This is a genomic window from Corallococcus sp. CA049B, assembly GCF_003611685.1.
Classification (GTDB): Bacteria; Myxococcota; Myxococcia; order Myxococcales; family Myxococcaceae; genus Corallococcus; species Corallococcus coralloides.
This window is the reverse complement of record NZ_RAWC01000364.1, coordinates 1-4,902: the sequence shown is the minus strand read 5'-3', so window position 1 is coordinate 4,902 and position 4,902 is coordinate 1. Positions and strand designations below refer to the sequence as shown.

Annotated in this window: 4 protein-coding genes; 3 read left to right on the top strand and 1 reads right to left on the bottom strand. The window is 71.4% G+C overall.

The window, feature by feature from the left end:
- The first annotated feature begins 138 nt into the window (after positions 1–138).
- A complete protein-coding gene (locus D7W82_RS38455; protein WP_120623009.1) occupies positions 139–2,403 on the top strand; it encodes a PAS domain-containing sensor histidine kinase in 2,265 nt (754 codons plus the stop codon).
- A gap of 110 nt (positions 2,404–2,513) precedes the next feature.
- Entirely contained in the window at positions 2,514–3,329 is an 816-nt protein-coding gene (locus D7W82_RS38450) for a hypothetical protein (protein ID WP_120623008.1), read from the top strand.
- A gap of 4 nt (positions 3,330–3,333) precedes the next feature.
- Here the strand turns inward: D7W82_RS38450 and D7W82_RS38445 are convergent, their stop codons facing one another.
- Positions 3,334–4,110, bottom strand: a complete 777-nt coding sequence (locus D7W82_RS38445; protein ID WP_255417407.1) for a TerC/Alx family metal homeostasis membrane protein — start codon at positions 4,108–4,110, stop codon at positions 3,334–3,336.
- A 232-nt stretch (positions 4,111–4,342) separates the two neighbouring features.
- On the opposite strand from D7W82_RS38445, the gene D7W82_RS38440 reads away from it, so the two are divergent.
- A complete protein-coding gene (locus D7W82_RS38440; RefSeq protein WP_120623007.1) occupies positions 4,343–4,750 on the top strand; it encodes a low molecular weight phosphatase family protein in 408 nt (135 codons plus the stop codon).
- The last annotated feature ends 152 nt before the right edge of the window (positions 4,751–4,902 follow it).

Here is a 4,902-nt window from a genome sequence, read left to right as displayed (position 1 = left end):
GGCCCCATCCATTTCGTGACGCGGGATGTCCATCTTCCCTCCACTCCAGCCACGTCCCGGGAGCAGGGGTACGGTGACATTCACACTTCCCACAGCAGGCGGCCTGCCTTGTCCGACCGGTGCCTCCGGAGCGCCGGCATGAATCCCTTTGCCTCCACGACGGACTCGCTCGCGGACCTCGTGGAGTCGCGGCGTGAGGACATCCTCCGGCGCTGGGGCGCACGGTTGGATCCCCACCCGCCCGGCATGTCCGCGGAGTTCCAGGACCGGCTGGAGGGGATGCTCAAGCTGGTGGACGCGCTGGTGCTCGTCCTCCGGCAGGGCCCCGCGGAGACCTGGTCCTCGGGGGCGGTCTGGGCCCACGCCCGGGAGCTGGGGCTGCGGCGTTTCCAGGCCGGCGCCCGCGTGGAGACGCTGGTGGAGGAGTACGGCCTCTTGCGCGAGGCCATCCTCGAGGTGCTGGATGCGTCCCACCGGCCGCTCGGCACGGACGAGCTGCGCACGCTGTGGCGCGCGCTGGACCGGAGCCTGACGGAAGCCGTGGCCCACTACGTCCATGAGCACGAACACACGCTGCGCTCCCGCGAACGGCGGCTGCAGGAGATCCTCGACCACGCCCCGGCCGCCATCTACGCGAAGGACGCCAGCGGACGGTACCTCTTCATCAACCGCCCCTTCGAGGCCATCTCCGGCCACGAGCGCGAGGCGGTGCTGGGGCGCTCGGACCTGGACCTGTTCCCCCGGGAGACGGCGGAGCGCTTCCGCTACAACGACCGCCGGGTGCTGGCGGCGAAGACGCCGCTCGTCTTCGACGAGGAGGTGCTCCAGCCCGACGGGACGCACCTCTACCACACGATGAAGTTCCCCCTGCCCGGCGTCGTGCAGGGCGAGTCCTGGGCCCTGTGCGGCGTGTCCACGGACATCACCACCACGCGCACGCTGCGCCAGGAGCGCGACGAGGCCCGCGAGCAGCTCCACCGCGTGCTCACGCAGCTGCCCGTCGTGCTGTGGGCCTTCGACGCGCAGGGCGTGTTCACCCTCTTCGAGGGCGAGGGCGTGACGTCCGCGTCCGTGCCCTCCCGGGTGATGCGCGGGCGCTCCGTCTTCGACGTGTTCCGGGACCGGCGGGACGTGCTGGAGGTCATCCTGCGCGCGCTGGCCGGGGAGCGGCTGTCCACGGAGCTGTACCTCATGGGCGTCTGGTTCGAGGTCCGCCTCCTGCCGGTGTTCGACGCGGGCGGGCGCGTGGTGAGCGTGTCGGGCGTGTCGCTGGACATCACCGAGCGGCGCCGGGCGGAGCAGGAGCTGCGTGCGTCGGAGACGCGCTACCGGCTGGCCACCCTGGCCACCCGCGACATCATCTGGGACTGGGACCTGGTGACGGATGAAATCCACTGGAGCGAATCCGCGCCCCGCGTCCTCCGGCTGGACGCGTCCCGGGGGCCGCCCGTCATGGACACGGCGTGGTGGACGGCCAGCCTGCACCCCGACGAGCGCGAGCGGGTGATGCGGGAGCTGCAGGTGGCCATCGACAGCCACGAGGGCCACTGGGAGGCCGAGTACCGGATGCGCCGGGGCGACGGGACGTGGGCCTTCGTCGAGGACCGGGGCCGCGTGGTGAAGGACCTCCAGGGCCGCCCGGTGCGCATGGTGGGCGCCATGCAGGACGTCACCGGCAGGCACGAGGCGGAAGCCGAGGCGAAGCGCCGCGCGGAGTTCGAACAGCTGCTCATCGGCATCGTCGGCCACGACCTGCGCAACCCCATCTCCGCCATCACCATGGCCGCCACGTCGCTGGCGAAGCGCGAGGACCCCGACCCGCGCGACCAGAAGGCCGTGGCCCGCATCCTCTCCAGCGCCGAGCGCGCGCACCGCATGCTGCGCGACGTGCTGGACTTCACCCAGGCCCGGCTGGGCGGCGGCATCCCCATGGACCCGCGCGAGGTGGACCTCCTGGACCTGGTGCGCCAGGTGATGGACGAGGTGCAGCAGGCCCACCCGGACCGGCGCCTGGAGGTGGCGGGGCGGGGAGGGGCCCGGCTGTGGTGCGACCCGGACCGGCTGGCGCAGGTCATCACCAACCTGGTGAACAACGCGCTCGCCTACGGAGACGCCCACTGCCCGGTGCGCGTGCGGCTGCGCGGCCAGCCGGAGGCGGTGACGCTCGCGGTGAAGAACCAGGGGCGCCCCATTCCCCAGCACCTGATGCCGCACCTGTTCGAACCCCTCAAGCGCGCGGAGGCCCGGGACGGCCACCGCAACTCCCACGGGCTGGGGCTGGGGCTGTTCATCGTGAAGCACATCGTGGATGCGCACGGCGGCCGGCTGCGCGTGCGCTCCACCGTCCAGGACGGCACCACCTTCCTCGTGCAGCTGCCGCGACGGCCGCCCGCCCGGGGCTGAAGGGGCCGCCCGCCCGGGGCGCGCTTGCCCTCCAGGGACGGCCCGGGTAGCAAAGGGGCTCCGGCGGCGGGCGGGCCCCGCTCTTTCCGGAAGGAGAGCGGAGCAGCGCCATGAACAAGAAGTGGATCCTCGGGCTGGGGCTGGGTGTCGGCGGGCTGCTGGTCGTGGGCGGAGGCCTGGTCGCGACGGGGTACTGGGCGGACCGCCAGATGGACGGTGCCGGCGTGGCCGCGCTGATGCAGTCCCAGGACCGCGCCCGGAAGATCGCCGAGCTCAACGCCCGCTACCCCTTCCAGCCGCCCGCCACGGGCAAGGTGCTGAAGCTGGAGGAGGCGCGGCTGGAGGCCTACCTCGCGGCGCGCGAGGCGACCCTGCCCGCCTACGCCGTGCTGCAGGAGGAGACCCTGGAGTTCGTCCGGGAGCATGGCAACGCGCTCAGCAGTGGAAGCCGCCGCGCGCAGCTCCGGGCCGCGGGCGCCTCCCTGCGCATGATGGGCAAGGCCCAGGCCTCCCTCCTCCTGAACCTGGAGGCGCAGCGCATGTCGCCCCAGGAGTTCGGCCGCCTCACCGCCGTGGTGTATCCGGAGCCCGTGGCCGCGCCGGACGCGGGCGTCCCGAATGTGTCCCAGGCGTCCGACCCGGCGAACATCGCGCTGTTGGAGGAGCAGCTCGCCGCGATTTCGCCGCGGCTGGAGGACCCGAAGCTCGGCGAGGCGGAGCGGCTGCAACTGGAGCAGCGCCGCGCCGGGCTGCGCAAGTACATCACCCAGCTGGAGCTGGCCTCGGGCAAGGACGTGAAGGACGCCAACGCCGCCCTCCTGAAGAAGCACGCGGCGCGCATCGCGAAGGCGGCGAACCCCACGTTCGACACGCTCCTGACGAAGCCCCTGAATCCCGGCGGCACCGCGGGCCTGCCCACGCCCTGAGCGGTCAGGCCTCCACCTGGCGCACGGACCTCCGGTGCGCCAGGCTCGCGCCCACCGCCCCGCCAATCACCACCACGATGATGGCCACGGACAGGAGCGGCGGGATGTGCACCCACGTCTCCACCACCATCTTCACGCCCGCGAACGCCAGCACCCCCGCCAGCCCGTAGTGCAGGTACTTCAGCTGCCCCACGACCCCGGCGATGACGAGGTAGAGCGCGCGCAGCCCCAGGATGGCGAAGGCGTTGGAGCTGTAGAGGATGAACGTGTCGGTGGTGACGGAGAACGCCGCCGGCACCGAGTCCACCGCGAACAGGATGTCCGTCACCTCCAGGCCCACGAGCGCCAGCAGCAGCGGCGTGGCCATCCTGCGGCCCTGGTGCTTCACCAGGAAGTGCGGCCCCGCCACCTGGTCCGTCACCGGCAGCTTCCTGGCCAGCCACCCCACGACGCGGTTGTCCTCCTGCTTCGACGGATCCTCGCGCAGGACGCGCCACGCGGTGACGAGCAGGATGGCGCCGAAGACGTACGACACCCAGCCCCAGCGCTGCAGCGCCGCCGCCCCCACGAAGATGAACAGGGCCCGGAACACCAGCGCGCCGAAGATGCCCAGGAAGAGCACCTCGTGCTGGTAGCGCTGGGGCACGTTCAGGCTGCGGAAGATGACGAGGAAGACGAAGACGTTGTCCAGGCTCAGGCTCTTCTCGATGAGCCACGCAGCCAGGTACTCGTGGCCGCGCTCACTGCCCAGCGTCACCCACACGAAGCCGCAGAAGCCCAGGCCCAGGAAGGGGTGCTTTGCATGACCCCACCAACCTAGGCATCCCCCCGGCTTCCGCCCGAGCGAAGGGTTCGCGCGGAGTCAAATCCTACCCATATCCGCCGTCATGACACCCCTTGTCAGGGGGACGTGATGGGGGAGGGGCGAGCGTTGTCCTCTTCCCCACTCAGGATGTGATACTTCCCAGGAAGCCCAGGAACATCATGATTATCAACACTCCAAAGGCGGTGCGATGAACACGGTCATCTTCGCTTGTACGCACAACGCAGGTCGCTCGCAGATCGCGGCGGCCTTCTTCAACCTGCTGGCGGACCCGGCGAAGGCGCGCGCGATTTCCGCGGGAACGCAGCCGGCCGAGCGTCTGCATCCCGAGGTGCTCGCCACCATGAAGGAGATGGGCGTGGACCTGGGCGATGCGAAGCCGCAGCGCCTGACGCCGGAGCTGGCCAGGAGCGCGCAGATCCTGGTGACGCTGGGCGGGCTGCCGGACGCGCCGACGGTGGCGGACCAGAAGCGCGAGGACTGGCCCATGGAGGACACGGTGGGCAAGTCCGCGGTGGACGTGGAGAAGATCCGCGACACGACGGCCGCCATGGTGTCGGACTTCGTGAACCGCCACGGTTGGGAGCGCCCGGCGTAGTCGGGTGCGGCGCCGCAGGGCCCTTCTGACGCGTGACCGTGGGTGTCCGGGCCCGAAAGGCGGACGGACGGGCTCGCGAGGAGGGGAGGCGAAGGCCGCGACGTCCAGCGTCGCGGCGGGGGGGCTTCCCGGGCCTTGGCGCCAGTGGGGGC

What these genes read in the sequence shown, in the direction of transcription:
- D7W82_RS38455 (WP_120623009.1), top strand. Translation starts at nt 139, where the DNA reads ATGAATCCCTTTGCCTCCACGACGGACTCGCTCGCGGACCTCGTGGAG.
- D7W82_RS38450 (WP_120623008.1), top strand. Translation starts at nt 2,514, where the DNA reads ATGAACAAGAAGTGGATCCTCGGGCTGGGGCTGGGTGTCGGCGGGCTG.
- D7W82_RS38440 (WP_120623007.1), top strand. Translation starts at nt 4,343, where the DNA reads ATGAACACGGTCATCTTCGCTTGTACGCACAACGCAGGTCGCTCGCAG.